The organism is Metapseudomonas resinovorans DSM 21078 (assembly GCF_000423545.1).
Classification (GTDB): domain Bacteria; phylum Pseudomonadota; class Gammaproteobacteria; order Pseudomonadales; family Pseudomonadaceae; genus Metapseudomonas; species Metapseudomonas resinovorans.
Genome location: NZ_AUIE01000015.1, coordinates 22,938 through 38,228 on the forward strand (window position 1 = coordinate 22,938; position 15,291 = coordinate 38,228).

The 15,291-nt window shown below is 64.6% G+C and carries 12 protein-coding genes; 10 read left to right on the plus strand and 2 right to left on the minus strand.

The genetic code is table 11. The features are described from left to right. From nuoE to nuoN, 10 genes are all read left to right on the plus strand, one after another. Positions 1–495 (plus strand): NADH-quinone oxidoreductase subunit NuoE, encoded by a 495-nt coding sequence (nuoE, locus tag G559_RS0113610; protein WP_028628747.1) that lies wholly within the window; start codon positions 1–3, stop codon positions 493–495. Then, the gene (nuoF, locus tag G559_RS0113615; RefSeq protein ID WP_028628748.1) at positions 492–1,838 is read left to right on the plus strand and encodes an NADH-quinone oxidoreductase subunit NuoF; all 1,347 of its coding nucleotides are present in this window, start codon (positions 492–494) and stop codon (positions 1,836–1,838) included. Before nuoE ends, nuoF begins: the two co-directional genes overlap by 4 nt. 98 nt (positions 1,839–1,936) lie before the next feature. Further along, positions 1,937–4,645, plus strand: a complete 2,709-nt coding sequence (nuoG, locus tag G559_RS0113620) for an NADH-quinone oxidoreductase subunit NuoG (protein ID WP_028628749.1) — start codon at positions 1,937–1,939, stop codon at positions 4,643–4,645. Further along, positions 4,642–5,634: an NADH-quinone oxidoreductase subunit NuoH gene (nuoH, locus tag G559_RS0113625; protein WP_028628750.1), complete on the plus strand. Its 993-nt coding sequence runs from the start codon at positions 4,642–4,644 to the stop codon at positions 5,632–5,634. The genes nuoG and nuoH overlap by 4 nt, the downstream gene beginning before the upstream one ends. Positions 5,635–5,645: 11 nt before the next feature. Beyond that, entirely contained in the window at positions 5,646–6,194 is a 549-nt protein-coding gene (nuoI, locus tag G559_RS0113630; RefSeq protein WP_028628751.1) for an NADH-quinone oxidoreductase subunit NuoI, read from the plus strand. A 10-nt stretch (positions 6,195–6,204) separates the two neighbouring features. Further along, complete coding sequence (nuoJ, locus tag G559_RS0113635; RefSeq protein ID WP_028628752.1) at positions 6,205–6,705, plus strand: NADH-quinone oxidoreductase subunit J; 501 nt, start codon at positions 6,205–6,207, stop codon at positions 6,703–6,705. A gap of 3 nt (positions 6,706–6,708) precedes the next feature. Further along, positions 6,709–7,017 carry an NADH-quinone oxidoreductase subunit NuoK gene (nuoK, locus tag G559_RS0113640; protein ID WP_028628753.1) on the plus strand — a complete coding sequence of 103 codons (309 nt, stop codon included), beginning with the start codon at positions 6,709–6,711 and terminating at the stop codon, positions 7,015–7,017. Then, positions 7,014–8,861, plus strand: a complete 1,848-nt coding sequence (nuoL, locus tag G559_RS0113645) for an NADH-quinone oxidoreductase subunit L (RefSeq protein WP_028628754.1) — start codon at positions 7,014–7,016, stop codon at positions 8,859–8,861. The genes nuoK and nuoL overlap by 4 nt, the downstream gene beginning before the upstream one ends. Before the next feature lie 25 nt (positions 8,862–8,886). Further along, complete coding sequence (gene nuoM / locus G559_RS0113650; RefSeq protein WP_028628755.1) at positions 8,887–10,413, plus strand: NADH-quinone oxidoreductase subunit M; 1,527 nt, start codon at positions 8,887–8,889, stop codon at positions 10,411–10,413. Between the two features lie 7 nt (positions 10,414–10,420). Further along, positions 10,421–11,884: an NADH-quinone oxidoreductase subunit NuoN gene (nuoN, locus tag G559_RS0113655; RefSeq protein ID WP_028628756.1), complete on the plus strand. Its 1,464-nt coding sequence runs from the start codon at positions 10,421–10,423 to the stop codon at positions 11,882–11,884. Positions 11,885–12,163: 279 nt separating this feature from the next. On the opposite strand, the gene G559_RS0113660 is transcribed toward nuoN, so the two are convergent. Both G559_RS0113660 and G559_RS0113665 read right to left on the minus strand, forming a co-directional pair. After that, a complete protein-coding gene (locus tag G559_RS0113660; RefSeq protein ID WP_028628757.1) occupies positions 12,164–13,846 on the minus strand; it encodes a methyl-accepting chemotaxis protein in 1,683 nt (560 codons plus the stop codon). A 124-nt stretch (positions 13,847–13,970) separates the two neighbouring features. Then, positions 13,971–15,290 (minus strand): Na+/H+ antiporter family protein, encoded by a 1,320-nt coding sequence (locus tag G559_RS0113665; RefSeq protein WP_028628758.1) that lies wholly within the window; start codon positions 15,288–15,290, stop codon positions 13,971–13,973. Between the last annotated feature and the right edge of the window lies 1 nt (position 15,291).

Below are 15,291 nucleotides of genomic sequence, written 5' to 3' on the forward strand. Positions count from 1 at the left end.
ATGAGCACCCTTATCCAGACCGACCGTTTCGTCCTCAGCGAAACCGAGCGCTCGGCCATCGAGCACGAAATGCATCACTACGAGGACCCGCGTGCGGCGTCCATCGAAGCCCTGAAGATCGTCCAGAAAGAGCGTGGCTGGGTGCCGGACGGCGCTGCTGACGCCATCGGCGAGATTCTTGGCATCCCCGCCAGCGACGTCGAAGGCGTGGCTACTTTCTATAGCCAGATCTTCCGTCAGCCGGTCGGCCGCCACGTGATCCGCGTGTGCGACAGCATGACCTGCTACGTCGGCGGCCATGAATCCGTCGTTGCCGAGATGCAGAAGCAACTCGGCATCGGACTCGGCCAGACCACCACCGACAACCGCTTCACCCTGCTGCCGGTCTGCTGCCTGGGCAACTGCGACAAGGCCCCGGCCGTGATGATCGACGACGACACCTTCGGCGACGTTCAGCCTGACGGCGTTGCCCAACTGCTGGAGGCCTACCAATGAAGACCCTTACCTCCATCGGTCCGGCCAACCGCATCGCCCGCAGCGAAGAAACCCATCCGCTGACCTGGCGCCTGCGTGAAGACGCGCAGCCGGTATGGCTCGACGAGTACCAGCAGAAGAACGGCTACGCCGCCGCTCGCAAGGCCCTGACCGAAATGGCCCAGGCCGAGATCGTTCAGCAGGTCAAGGACTCCGGGCTCAAGGGCCGCGGCGGTGCGGGCTTCCCCACCGGCGTGAAGTGGGGCCTGATGCCAGCCGACGAATCCATGAACATCCGCTACCTGCTGTGCAACGCGGACGAAATGGAACCCAACACCTGGAAAGACCGCATGCTGATGGAACAGCTGCCGCACCTGCTGGTGGAAGGCATGCTGATCAGCGCCCGCGCCCTCAAGGCCTATCGCGGCTACATCTTCCTGCGCGGCGAGTACGTCGACGCGGCGCGCAACCTCAATCGCGCCATCGATGAAGCCAAGGCAGCAGGCCTGCTCGGCAAGAACATCCTCGGCAGCGGCTTCGATTTCGAACTCTTCGTCCACACCGGCGCAGGCCGCTACATCTGTGGTGAAGAGACCGCGCTGATCAACTCGCTGGAAGGCCGCCGCGCCAACCCGCGCTCCAAGCCGCCCTTCCCCGCCGCCGTCGGCGTCTGGGGCAAGCCCACCTGCGTCAACAACGTCGAGACCCTGTGCAACGTGCCGGCAATCGTCGCCAACGGCGTGGACTGGTACAAGACCCTCGCCCGCCCGGGTAGCGAAGACATGGGCACCAAGCTCATGGGCTTCTCCGGCAAGGTGAAGAACCCCGGCCTGTGGGAATTGCCCTTCGGCGTTCCGGCTCGCGAGCTGTTCGAAGACTACGCTGGTGGGATGCGCGACGGCTTCAAGCTGAAAGCCTGGCAGCCCGGCGGTGCCGGTACCGGTTTCCTGCTCCCTGAGCACCTCGATGCGCCCATGTATGCCGCCGGCATCGCCAAGGTGGGCACCCGTATGGGTACCGGCCTCGCCCTGGCCGTGGACGACAGCATCAACATGGTCTCCCTGCTGCGCAATATGGAAGAGTTCTTCGCCCGTGAGTCCTGCGGCTGGTGCACGCCTTGCCGCGACGGTCTGCCCTGGAGCGTCAAGCTCCTCCGCGCGCTGGAGCGCGGGGAAGGCCAAGCCGGCGACCTGGAGACCCTGGAGCAGCTCGTCGGCTTCCTCGGCCCAGGCAAGACCTTCTGCGCCCATGCACCGGGCGCCGTCGAGCCGCTGGGCAGTGCCATGAAATATTTCCGTCCGGAGTTCGAGGCAGGCATCGCACGCCAGATCCCGGCAGCGCGACCGATCCCCGTCGGCGCCTAAGAAAAAGGATTCGCGCAGCGGCGGCCGCAACCCGGCCCCGCGCGCACGCTGATTCCATTAGCCAAAGCCCGGTCACACGGGCAGATGAAGACTGAACCATGGCCACTATCCACGTAGACGGCAAGACGCTCGAAGTCGATGGTGCAGACAACCTCCTGCAGGCCTGTCTGTCCCTCGGACTCGACATCCCCTACTTCTGCTGGCACCCGGCGCTCGGTAGCGTCGGCGCCTGCCGCCAGTGCGCGGTGAAGCAGTACACCGACGAGAACGACAAACGCGGTCGCCTCGTCATGTCCTGCATGACCCCCGCCACCGACAACTCCTGGATTTCCATTGATGACGAAGAGGCCAAGCAGTTCCGCGCCAGCGTCGTCGAATGGCTGATGACCAACCACCCGCACGACTGCCCGGTGTGCGAGGAAGGCGGCCACTGCCACCTGCAGGACATGACGGTAATGACCGGCCACAACGCCCGTCGCTATCGCTTCACCAAGCGTACCCACCAGAACCAGGAACTCGGCCCGTTCATCGCCCACGAGATGAACCGCTGCATCGCCTGCTACCGCTGCGTGCGCTACTACAAGGACTACGCCGGCGGCACCGACCTCGGCGTCTACGGCGCCCACGACAACGTCTACTTCGGCCGCGTCGAAGACGGCACCCTCGAGAGCGAGTTCTCGGGCAACCTGGTCGAGGTCTGCCCGACCGGTGTGTTCACCGACAAGACCCACTCCGAGCGCTACAACCGCAAGTGGGACATGCAGTTCGCCCCGAGCATCTGCCACGGCTGCTCCAGCGGCTGCAACATCAGCCCCGGTGAGCGTTACGGCGAGATCCGCCGCATCGAGAACCGCTTCAACGGCTCGGTGAACCAGTACTTCCTTTGCGACCGCGGCCGCTTCGGCTACGGCTACGTCAACCGTGAGGATCGCCCGCGCCAGCCGCTGCTGGGTAACCAGAAGCTGAGCCTGGACGGCGCCCTGGACAAGGCCGCCGAACTGCTGAAAGGCAAGCGCGTGATCGGCATCGGTTCGCCCCGCGCCAGTCTCGAAGGCAACTTCGCCCTGCGCGAACTGGTTGGCACCGAGAACTACTACTCCGGCATCGCCGCCAGCGAACTGGCGAACCTGCGCCTGATCCGCGACGTCCTGCAGAACGGCCCGCTACCGGTCCCCACCCTGCGCGAAATCGAGAAGCACGACGCGATCTTCGTCCTCGGTGAAGACCTGACCCAGACTGCCGCCCGCATGGCCCTCGCCCTGCGCCAGGCCGTCAAGGGCAAGGCCACCGAAATCGCCGCCTCGATGAAAATCCAGGACTGGCACATGGCCGCCGTGCAGAACGTCGCCCAGGACGCCCTGAACCCACTGTTCATCGCCAGCGTTGCCGCCACCCGCCTGGATGACGTCGCCGCTGAAAGCGTCCACGCCGCACCGGCTGACCTGGCGCGCATCGGTTTCGCCGTGGCCCACGCCATCGACCCGAGCGCCCCGGCCGTGGAAGGCCTGGAAGGCGAAGCGGCCGAACTGGTCAAACGCATTGCCGATGCCTTGCTGGCCGCCAAGCGTCCGCTGGTCATTTCCGGCGCTTCCCTTGGCGAAAAAGCCCTGATCGAAGCCGCCGCCAACATCGCCAGCGCCCTGAAGAACCGTGAGAAGAACGGCTCCATCAGCCTGGTAGTACCAGAAGCCAACAGCATGGGCCTGGCCCTGTTCGGTGGCGAGTCCCTGGAAGCCGCCCTGGAGGTCCTGACCTCCGGCAAGGCCGACGCTGTCGTGGTCCTGGAGAACGACCTGTACCGCCGCGCCGACGCCGCCAAGGTGGACGCTGCCCTGGCAGCCGCCAAGGTCGTCATCGTTGCCGACCACCAGCAGACCGCCACCGTCGAACGCGCCCACCTGGTGCTCCCGGCTGCCAGCTTCGCCGAAGGCGATGGCACCCTGGTCAGCCTGGAAGGCCGTGCCCAGCGTTTCTTCCAGGTCTATGACCCGTCCTACTACGACGCCAACATCCTCGTTCGCGAAGGCTGGCGCTGGCTGCACGCACTGCACAGCACCCTGCTGGGCAAGTCCGTCGACTGGACGCAACTGGACCAGGTCACCGCCGCCTGCGCCGACAGCAGCTCGCTGCTGGCCGGCATCCGCGACGCGGCTCCGAGCGCCTCGTTCCGCATCAAGGGCCTGAAGCTCGCCCGTGAGCCGCACCGCTACAGTGGCCGCACGGCCATGCGCGCCAACATCAGCGTGCACGAGCCGCGCCAGCCGCAGGACAAGGACTCGGCCTTCGCCTTCTCCATGGAAGGTTATGCCGGCAGCGCCGAACCCCGTCAGCAGATCCCCTTCGCCTGGTCCCCGGGTTGGAACTCGCCGCAGGCCTGGAACAAATTCCAGGACGAAGTCGGTGGCCACCTGCGCGCCGGCGACCCGGGCATTCGTCTGATCGAAGCCAAAGGCCAGGCTCTTCCCTGGTTCAGCGTCAATGCTGCCTTCAACCCGGCCCAGGGCACCTGGCAGGCCGTGCCGCTGCACCACCTGTTCGGCAGCGAGGAGAACAGCTCCCGCGCCGCTCCGGTGCAAGAGCGCATCCCGCAGCCCTACGTGGCCATGGCCAAGGACGAAGCCGATCGCCTCGGCGTCAATGATGGCGCCCTGCTCGCCCTGACCATCAATGGCCAGACCCTGCGTCTGCCGCTTGCCGTCAAGGAAGAAATGGGTATCGGCCTGATCGGCCTGCCTGCCGGTCTGCCGGGTATTCCGGCGGTCTTCGCCGGTGCCGTCGTCACTGCCGTACAGGAGTCCGCGCAATGAGTTGGCTGACGCCCGAACTGATCGACATCGTCGTCACCGTCCTCAAAGCCATCGTCATCCTGCTCGGGGTGGTCGTGACCGGTGCGCTGCTCTCCTGGGTGGAACGCCGTCTGCTGGGCCTGTGGCAGGACCGCTACGGCCCGAACCGCGTAGGCCCGTTCGGTGCCTTCCAGCTTGGCGCGGACATGATCAAGATGTTCTTCAAGGAAGACTGGACCCCGCCGTTCGCCGACAAGCTGATCTTCACCCTGGCGCCCATCATCGCGATGAGTGCCCTGCTGATCGCGTTTGCCGTGGTGCCGGTCACCCCCACCTGGGGCGTGGCCGACCTGAACATCGGCGTGCTGTTCTTCTTCGCCATGGCCGGCATCGCGGTCTACGCAGTGCTCTTCGCCGGCTGGTCGAGCAATAACAAGTTCGCCCTGCTCGGCAGCCTGCGTGCCTCGGCCCAGACCATCTCCTACGAGGTGTTCCTGGCGCTGTCGCTGATGGGCATCGTGGCCCAGGTCGGCTCCTTCAACATGCGCGACATCGTTGAGTACCAGGCCCAGAACCTGTGGTTCATCATTCCGCAGTTCTTCGGCTTCTGTACCTTCTTCATCGCTGGCGTCGCCGTGACCCACCGTCACCCGTTCGACCAGCCGGAAGCGGAACAGGAACTGGCCGACGGCTACCACATCGAATACGCCGGCATGAAATGGGGCATGTTCTTCGTGGGTGAGTACATCGGCATCGTGCTGATCTCCGCCCTGCTCGTGACCCTGTTCTTCGGCGGCTGGCATGGCCCGTTCGGCATCCTGCCGCAGATCCCCTTCATCTGGTTCGCGCTCAAGACCGCCTTCTTCATCATGCTGTTCATCCTGCTGCGCGCGTCGATCCCGCGCCCGCGCTATGACCAGGTGATGGCCTTCAGCTGGAAGGTGTGCCTGCCGCTGACCCTGATCAACCTGCTGGTGACCGGCGCGCTCGTGCTGGCCGCGGCCCAGTAAGGAGAAACACCATGATCAAAGAAATCATCCACGTCGTGCATGGCACCTTCACCCAGCTTCGCAGCCTGGTGATGATCTTCGGCCATGCCTTCCGCAAGCGTGACACCCTGCAATACCCGGAAGAGCCCGTGTACCTGCCGCCGCGCTACCGCGGCCGCATCGTCCTCACCCGCGACCCCGATGGCGAAGAGCGTTGCGTAGCCTGCAACCTCTGCGCCGTGGCCTGCCCGGTCGGCTGCATTTCCCTGCAGAAGGCCGAGACCGAGGACGGTCGCTGGTACCCCGAGTTCTTCCGCATCAACTTCTCCCGCTGCATCTTCTGCGGCCTGTGCGAAGAAGCCTGCCCCACCACCGCGATCCAGCTGACCCCGGATTTCGAGATGGGCGAGTTCAAGCGCCAGGACCTGGTGTACGAGAAGGAAGACCTGCTGATCTCCGGTCCTGGCAAGAACCCGGACTACAACTTCTATCGCGTGGCGGGTATGGCCATTGCCGGCAAGCCGAAAGGTGCCGCGCAGAACGAGGCCGAGCCGATCAACGTGAAGAGCCTGCTGCCCTAAGGAGACGCGCGTGGAATTCGCCTTCTATTTCGCCGCTGGTGTGGCCGTTGTCTCCACCCTGCGTGTGATCACCAACACCAACCCGGTGCATGCCCTGCTGTACCTCATCGTCTCGCTGCTGGCGGTGTCGATGTGCTTCTTCGCCCTGGGCGCGCCCTTTGCCGGCGCACTGGAAATCATCGTCTACGCGGGCGCCATCATGGTGCTGTTCGTCTTCGTGGTGATGATGCTCAACCTCGGTCCGGCAATCGCCGAACAGGAGAAGAAGTGGCTCAAGCCCGGCATCTGGACCGGCCCTGCCCTGCTCTCCCTGATTCTGCTGGCCGAACTGCTGTATGTGCTGTTCGGCAATGCCACTGGCGCCACCATCGGTCACACCACCGTGGACTCCAAGGCAGTTGGCATTGCCCTCTTCGGCCCGTACCTGCTCGCTGTGGAGCTGGCTTCCATGCTGCTGCTGGCAGCCCTGGTCGCCGCCTTCCACCTCGGCCGCCACGAAGCTAAGGAATAAGCCATGAACGCAATCCCACTGGAACATGGCCTCGCGGTCGCCGGCATACTCTTCTGCCTGGGGCTGACTGGCCTGATGGTGCGCCGCAACATCCTCTTCGTGCTCATGAGCCTGGAAGTCATGATGAACGCTGCCGCGCTGGCCTTCGTGGTCGCTGGCGCCCGTTGGGCCCAGCCTGACGGCCAGATCATGTTCATTCTGGTGATCAGCCTTGCAGCCGCCGAAGCCAGTATCGGCCTGGCGATCCTGCTGCAGCTGTACCGCCGCTTCCATACCCTCGATATCGACGCTGCCAGCGAGATGCGCGGATGAACCTTCTATTCCTCACTTGCCTGTTCCCGCTGCTCGGCTGGTTCATCCTGGCCTTCTCCCGCGGGCGTTTCTCCGAAAACACCTCCGCCGTCATCGGCGTCGGTTCCGTGGGCCTCTCGGCCCTGATCGCCGCCTGGATCATCTGGCAGTTCAACGTGGCCCCGCCGGAAGGCGGCGTCTACACCCAGGTGCTCTGGCAGTGGATGAGCGTGGCGGGCTTCGCGCCCAGCTTCACCCTCTACCTGGACGGCCTGTCCCTGACCATGCTCGGCGTGGTCACCGGCGTCGGTTTCCTGATCCACCTGTTCGCCTCCTGGTACATGCGCGGTGAAGAGGGCTACTCGCGCTTCTTCGCCTACACCAACCTGTTCATCGCCAGCATGCTGTTCCTGGTGCTGGGCGATAACCTGCTGTTCCTCTACTTCGGTTGGGAAGGCGTGGGGCTGTGCTCGTACCTGCTGATCGGCTTCTACTTCAAGCACACCGCCAACGGCAACGCGGCGCTGAAGGCCTTCATCGTGACCCGCGTGGGCGACGTGTTCATGGCCATCGGCCTGTTCATCCTGTTCTTCCACCTGGGCACCCTGAACATTCAGGAGCTGATGAAGCTGGCCCCCGAGAAGTACGTCGCCGGTGACACCTGGCTGTGGGTCGCGACCCTGATGCTGCTCGGCGGCGCCGTGGGCAAATCCGCCCAGCTGCCGCTGCAGACCTGGCTGGCCGACGCGATGGCGGGCCCGACCCCGGTTTCCGCGCTGATCCACGCGGCGACCATGGTGACCGCGGGCGTCTACCTGATCGCCCGTACCCACGGCCTGTTCCTGCTGACCCCGGAAATCCTCGAACTCGTCGGTATCGTCGGTGGCGTGACCCTGGTCCTGGCCGGCTTCGCCGCCCTGGTACAGACCGACATCAAGCGTATCCTCGCCTACTCCACCATGAGCCAGATCGGCTACATGTTCCTCGCCCTGGGCGTTGGCGCATGGGACGCGGCGATCTTCCACCTGATGACCCACGCCTTCTTCAAGGCCCTACTGTTCCTCGCTTCGGGCGCGGTGATCAACGCCTGCCACCACGAGCAGAACATCTTCAAGATGGGCGGCCTGTGGAAGAAGCTGCCGCTGGCCTACGCGAGCTTCATCGTCGGTGGTGCGGCACTGGCAGCCCTGCCGCTGATCACCGCCGGTTTCTACTCCAAGGACGAGATCCTCTGGGAAGCCTTCGCCAGTGGTCACTCCGGCCTGCTCTACGCCGGCCTGGCGGGCGCCTTCCTGACCTCGATCTACACCTTCCGCCTGATCTTCATCGCCTTCCATGGAGAAGCGCAGACCGAAGCCCATGCTGGCCACGGCGTCGCCCACTGGCTGCCGCTGACCGTGCTGATCGTGCTCTCTACCTTCATCGGCGCGCTGATCACGCCGCCGCTGGCCGGCGTCCTGCCGGAAAGCGTTGGCCACGCCGGTGGCGAAGCCAAGCACAGCCTGGAAATCGCCTCGGGCGCCATCGCCCTGGCGGGCATCCTGCTGGCCGCCCTGCTCTTCCTTGGCAAGCGCCGTTTCGTCAGCGCACTCGCCCAGAGTGCACCGGGCCGCTTCCTTGGTGCCTGGTGGTACGCCGCCTGGGGCTTCGACTGGCTCTACGACCTGCTGTTCGTCAAACCCTACCTGCTGGTCTGCCGCCTGCTCCGTCGCGATCCCATCGACGGCACCATCGGCCTGGTTCCACGCGTGGTAAGGGGCGGCAACTTTGCCCTCAGCCGTAGCCAGACCGGCCAGCTGCGCTGGTACGCCGTATCCATCGTCGGCGGAGCCGTGCTCGTGCTCGGCGCCGTGCTGCTGACCTGAATCTTCTTAAGGAATTGAGCCCGTCATGATTCTGCCCTGGCTAATCCTGATTCCCTTCATCGGCGGCCTGCTCTGCTGGCAGGGTGAGCGCTTCAGCGCCACCCTGCCCCGCTGGATCGCCCTGCTGACCATGTCCCTGCTGTTCGTCCTCGGCCTCTGGCTGTGGGCGACCGGTGACTTCACCCTGGCACCCGCCCCTGGCACCGATCCGGTCTGGGCCCATGAGTTCCAGGTGCAATGGATCGAGCGCTTCGGCGTCACCGTCCACCTGGCAATGGATGGCATCTCGGTCCTGATGATCGTCCTCACCGGCCTGCTCGGGGTGCTTTCGGTACTCTGCTCCTGGCGTGAGATCCAGAACCGCGTCGGCTTCTTCCACCTCAACCTGATGTGGATCCTCGGCGGCGTGGTCGGCGTTTTCCTCGCCATCGACCTGTTCCTGTTCTTCTTCTTCTGGGAAATGATGCTGGTGCCGATGTACTTCCTCATCGCGCTCTGGGGTCACAGCGGTAGCAAGGGCAAGACCCGGATCAACGCCGCCACCAAGTTCTTCATCTACACCCAGGCCAGCGGCCTGATCATGCTGGTGGCCATCCTCGGCCTGGTGCTGGTGAACTACAGCAACACCGGCGTGCTGACCTTCAACTACGCCGACCTGCTGAAGGCCCAGCTCGCCCCGGGTACCGAGTACCTGCTGATGCTCGGCTTCTTCATCGCCTTCGCGGTGAAGTTCCCGGTGGTGCCGTTCCACTCCTGGCTGCCCGATGCCCACGCCCAGGCACCGACCGCAGGCTCCGTCGACCTCGCCGGCATCCTGCTGAAGACCGCTGCCTACGGCATGATCCGCTTCGCCCTGCCACTATTCCCCAACGCCTCGGCCGAGTTCGCGCCGATCGCCCAGTGGCTTGGCGTGTTCGCCATCGTCTACGGTGCCCTGCTGTCCTTCGCCCAAACCGACATCAAGCGCCTGGTGGCCTATTCCAGCGTGTCCCACATGGGCTTCGTGCTGATCGCCATCTACTCCGGTAGCCAGATCGCGCTGCAAGGTGCCGTCGTCCAGATGATCGCCCACGGCCTCTCCGCCGCCGCACTCTTTATCCTGTGTGGCCAGCTCTACGAGCGCCTGCACACCCGTGACATGCGCGAGATGGGTGGCATCTGGAACCGCATGCCCTACCTGCCCGCCATCAGCCTGTTCTTCGCTGCTGCGGCACTGGGCCTGCCGGGAACCGGCAACTTCGTCGGTGAGTTCCTGATCCTGGTCGGCGCCTTCCAGCAAGTGCCCTGGATCGCCGTCCTGGCCTCCACCGGCCTGGTGTTCGGTTCGGTCTACTCGCTGATCATGATTCACCGCGCCTACTTCGGCCCGGCGAAGAACGAGAACGCCTACGAAGGCCTGAGATACCGCGAGCTGACCATGGTCCTGGGCCTTGCCGGCCTCTTGATCCTGCTCGGTGTTTACCCGCAACCGGTACTGGATACCTCTGCTGCGACCATGCATGGCGTGCACCAGTGGCTGGATTCCGCCGTCAATCAACTCGTTGCCCGGTAAGTAGGTTATGGAATTCACGACTCAACACCTGATCGCCCTGCTGCCGCTGCTGGTCACCTGCGCCACCATTGTCGTGGTCATGCTGGCCATTGCCTGGAAGCGGCACCACTCCTGGACCTTCGGCCTGTCGGTCATCGGTCTCAACCTCGCCCTGCTCTCCATCCTGCCGGCGCTCAAGGTCACCCCCCTGGAGGTGACCCCGCTGATGATGGTGGACCACTTCGGCGCCTTCTACATGGCGCTGGTCCTGGCCGGTACCCTCGCCTGCGTCACCCTGATCCACGCCTACCTGGGTGGCGAGTCGGGCAAAGGCTACCCGGGCAACCGCGAAGAGATGTACCTGCTGATCCTCCTGTCCGCCGCCGGCGGCCTGGTACTGGTCACTGCGCAGCACCTGGCCGGCCTGTTCATCGGCCTGGAACTGCTTTCGGTGCCGGTCTATGGCCTGGTGGCGTACGCCTTCTTCAACAAGCGCTCCCTGGAAGCCGGCATCAAGTACATGGTGCTGTCCGCCGCGGGCTCCGCGTTCCTGCTGTTCGGCATGGCCCTGCTCTACGCCGACGCAGGGAGCCTGAGCTTCAGCCAGTTGGCCGCTGCCGGAACCTCCAGCGTGCTGTCCCAGCTCGGCATCGGCATGATGCTGATCGGCCTGGCGTTCAAGCTGTCCCTGGTGCCCTTCCACCTCTGGACCCCGGACGTGTACGAAGGCGCACCCGCGCCGGTCGCCGCCTTCCTGGCCACCGTCAGCAAGGTTGCCGTGTTCGCCGTGCTACTGCGCCTGTACCAGCTGTCCCCGGCCACCGCCGGTGGCTGGCTGAACGACCTGCTGACCGTGATCGCCATTGCGTCGATCATCTTCGGCAACCTGCTGGCGCTGGTGCAGAACAACATCAAGCGTCTGCTGGGCTACTCCTCCATCGCCCACTTCGGCTACCTGCTGGTGGCACTGATCGCGAGCAAGGGCCTGGCGGTGGAAGCCATCGGTGTCTACCTGGCCACCTACGTGCTGACCAGCCTGGGCGCCTTCGGTGTGGTCACCCTGATGTCGACCCCCTACAGCGGCCGTGACTGCGACGCCCTGTACGAGTACCGCGGCCTGTTCTGGCGCCGTCCGTACCTGACCGCCGTGCTCACCGTGATGATGCTGTCCCTGGCCGGTATCCCGCTCACTGCTGGCTTCATCGGCAAGTTCTTCGTGATCGCCGCCGGTGTCGAGTCCGGCTTGTGGTGGCTGCTGGGCGCCATGGTCCTGGGCAGCGCTATCGGCGTGTTCTACTACCTGCGCGTCATGGTCACGCTGTTCCTGGTCGAGCCGAACCTGCGCCGCCACGATGCCGACATGCATTGGGCCCAGCGAGCTGGCGGCATCATGCTGCTGTTCGTGGCGTTGCTGGCCTTCTTCCTCGGCGTCTACCCGCAGCCGCTGCTGGACCTGGTGCAGCACTCCGGCCTGGTGGCACTCGCCAACTGAGGCGAACCCCGAGCAACAAAGAACCCGGCACCTGCCGGGTTTTTTGTGGGTGCTGGAAATGCCTGCGACCGCTCAGGTGGGCCTGTACCAGCGCCCAACGCCAGGACAACCGCCAGAGAAAGAGCAGTAACAGCGCACGATGAGAAACGAAACAGAGGTCAGACGAGGTAGCCGATTACCGAAAGCGGCACTATCGGCAGCGGCGGCGACGCCGATGTTCAAGACTGGGCGAGTAGAGGGGACCGGGGCGGCGCGAAGGAGCAACCCCGGTAAAAGGGCTTAGATCCTGAACTGCTTCACCAACCCACCCAGGCTGTCGCCGAGTCGGGCCAGGCTGCGGGCGGTGTCCGCGCCATGGCGGGTTTCTTCGGCCACGCTGTCCACTGCCACTGCGATCTGGTGCACGCTGCGGTTGATCTCTTCCGCCACCGCAGTCTGCTCTTCGGCAGCGCTGGCGATCTGCGCGTTCATGGCATTGATGGTGCCGATCAGCCCGGCGATGGCGTCCAGGGAGGCACCGGCCTGGTTGGCCTGGTTGCTGGTGGTGTCGCCAGCATCGCTGGAGCGGCGCATGGCGGTCACGGCATCCTGGGTGCCTTGCTGCAGGCGATCGATCATGCCCTGGATTTCCTGGGTGCTCTGCTGGGTACGACTGGCCAGGGCCCGCACCTCGTCCGCTACCACGGCGAAACCGCGGCCCGCCTCGCCAGCACGGGCAGCCTCGATGGCCGCGTTGAGCGCCAGCAGGTTGGTCTGCTCGGCGATGGAGCGGATCACACCCAGCACACTGACGATGGACTGCACGTCCTGCTGCAGGCTGTCCAGGGACAGGCCACTGCTGCGGATATCGCCGACCAATGCATGGATACGCGTGATACTGCCGTCCACCACCTGCTTGGCAGCCTGCCCTTCCTGGTCGGTCTGCTGCGCAGCTTCGGCAGCCCCCTGGGCACTCCTGGCCACTTCGTGCGCCGCAGCGGACATCTCGTTGATGGCCGTAGCCACCTGATCGGTCTCGTGACGCTGGCGCTCCATGGCCTGCTCGGAACGCTGTGCCTGCGCCGCCACCTCGCCTACCAGGCCAGTGAGCTGGCCGGTCATGTCGACGATCTGGCGCACCAGGCCATGGATCTTCTCGACGAAGCGGTTGAAGGAACCCGCCAGCTCACCCAGCTCGTCATGGCTGTCCACCACCAGGCGACGGGTCAGGTCACCTTCACCGGCAGCGATGTCGTCCAGGTTGGCTTTGATGCGCTGCAGCGGACGTACCAGGGCATTGGCCAGGCTCAGGCCAACCAGGCCGAAGACCACCAGCAGCACGGCAGCGATCACCACCACGCTGGTCACGATGGTGCTGACGCGCTCGTCAATCTCGCTTTCCACCTTGGCCACCTGGGCCGCCACACCGTCCAGGTTCACCGCGGTGCCCAGCGCCAGGTCCCACTTGGGCAGGTAGTAGCTGTAGGCCAGCTTGGGTACCAGCACACTCTCGTTACCCGGCAGGGAAGAGCTGTACTCCACATAGTTGGAACCGTCCTTGGCCACAGCCACCAGGCGATCATTCACCGCCACGCCGTTCGGGTCCTTGCGACCGGTGAAGCTCTTGCCCACATCCACCGGGCTGTCGCCACGGAACAGGCGCACCACCTGCGAGTCGTAGCCGAAGAAGTAACCATCCTTGCCGTACTTGATCTTCGACAGAATGGCGATGGCCTGGTCGCGGCTGGCGGTGTCGCCGGAGGACGAAGCGTCATACAACGCCTGCACCGAACCCAGGGCGATCTGCATATAGCTCTTCAGTTCCTGGCGACTTTCCTCGATCAGGCGCTCGCGGGTGTTCTTCACCTCATCTTCGGCGAGGCTGTGAATCACCTGGGTCACCGCACCGGACAGCACCAGCGCAAAGAGAATCACTGGCACCAGGGCCAACAGCAGGACTTTGGTCTTCAGGGTCAATCGCATGGAGCAATCCTCGGTAGGCAGAGCCAGAAAGCACAGCGGGGTTGCCGATGTATCGGCAACCCCGCGCGCACCTTAAACGACCACTGAGTCGAAATGATTAAACGAGCGCCTGGGTTGAGGCGCCTCAGAGCACCATCGCCGCGACCCAGCCGAAGGCCATCAGAGGCAGGTTGTAATGCAGGAAAGTCGGTACCACGGTGTCCCAGATATGGTTGTGCTGGCCGTCCACATTCAGGCCCGACGTCGGCCCCAGGGTCGAGTCGGAAGCCGGCGAGCCGGCGTCACCCAGGGCGCCCGCAGTGCCGACGATGCTGACGATGGCCAGCGGGCTGAAGCCCAGTTGCACGCAGAGCGGCACGAAGATGGCCGCAATGATCGGCACGGTGGAGAAGGACGAGCCGATCCCCATGGTCACCAGCAGCCCCACCAGCAGCATCAGCAATGCACCCAGCGCCTTGCTGTGGCCGATCCAGCCGGCCGAGGCATCCACCAGGGTTTCCACCTGGCCGGTTTCGCGCATCACCTCGGCAAAGCCCGAAGCGGCGATCATGATGAAGCCGATCATGGCCATCATCTTCATGCCCTCGGTGAACAGGTCGTCCGCCTCTTTCCAGCGCACCACGCCCGACAGCGAGAAGATCACGAAGCCCAGCAGCGCGCCGATGATCATCGAGTCGAGCCACAGTTGCACCACGAAGGCGACCAGGATGGCCACCCCCGCCACACCGAGGCTAAGCGGGTTATAGGCAACGCTCACCTGCTCGGCCTGGGCGATGCGTTCCAGGTCATAGACGCGCTTGCCGCGGTAACTGACGAACACCGCGATGAAAAGACCGGCGACCATGCCCAGGGCCGGTATCAGCATCGCGTGGGTGACGTTCACACCGGTAACGTCGACGCCACTTTTCACCACATTCGCCAGCAGGATCTCGTTCAGGAAGATGTTGCCGAAACCCACTGGCAAAAACATGTACGGCGTGATCAGGCCGAAGGTGATCACGCAGGCAATCAGCCGACGGTCGATGGACAGGCGCGTCAATACATAAAGAAGCGGCGGCACCAGCAGCGGAATGAATGCGATGTGGATCGGCAGGATGTTCTGCGAAGAAATCGCCACGCACAGCAGGAGTGCGACCAGCAGCCATTTCAGTGCATTACCGCCGTTGGCTTCCTGCCGGCCCACCAGGGCCAGGGCCTTGTCCGCCAGGGCGTGGGCCAGGCCGGAACGGGCGATGGCCACGGCGAACGCGCCCAGTAGCGCATAGGACAGCGCCACGGTGGCACCGCCCCCCAGTCCCTTGTTGAAGGCCGTCAGCGAACCTTCGATTCCCAGGCCACCGACCATTCCACCCACCAGGGCACCCACGATCAGGGCCACCACCACGTGCACCCGGCACAGGCTGAGAACCAACATGATTCCCACCGCCGCCACTACCGCATTCATA